The 657-nt window shown below is 67.9% G+C and carries 1 protein-coding gene; it reads left to right on the forward strand.

Features of this window, described 5'->3' with window-relative positions:
* The coding region (locus ACG2DA_RS22965) for a hypothetical protein (protein WP_395259041.1) at positions 1-616 on the forward strand (616 nt) is incomplete at its 5' end.
* Positions 617-657: the final 41 nt, after the last annotated feature.

Here is a 657-nt window from a genome sequence, read left to right on the forward strand (position 1 = left end):
CCGCATCGACGCGACGCCGTACCACCCGGACGCCCTCGCCCAAGCCCAAGAGATCTGCCGCGGGTTCGAGGGCGAGCAGAACCGCGGGTTGGCCGAACGGATGAGTGTCGGGTGGGCTTGGGCCTATTTCGTCGCCGCGTGGATGGGTCGCAACGGTCTCGCCGGGCAGGGCAACGAATTGGAGTCCGGCATTGCTCTGCGGTTCGACGCCCTCGGCGGGGACCACGTGGTGCGGCTCCGGTCCGCCGCCAGCGCCCTGGACGACTTCCACGAGACGTTCACTCGCTGCACCTTCAGCACGTTCGACGCCTGCCTGTTCCTCAAAAAGAAGTGCCGGGACCTGCGGGAGAACGCGATCTACGCGGACCCGCCGTTCGTCGAAGGCGGCGAGCGGTACAAGCACCGGGCGGAGAACCTTGTGAAGTGGCACCGGGACGACCTGTTCCCGGCCCTGAACCGCTTCGAGAAGGCCCGGGTGGTCCTGCGGGCCTACGAACACCCGCTGATCGACGCCCTCTATACCGAGTCCGAAGGCTGGCGGCGCGAGTGCGTGCCGGGCGGCCGGAAGTCCACCAACGAGACCGCGCCGGAAATCTTGTTGGTGAAGAACGAGTGACCCCGACGCCCGCCGCGGCGTGAACGCGGCCCTCTGAGTTC

This window comes from Alienimonas sp. DA493, from assembly GCF_043951915.1.
Classification (GTDB): domain Bacteria; phylum Planctomycetota; class Planctomycetia; order Planctomycetales; family Planctomycetaceae; genus Alienimonas.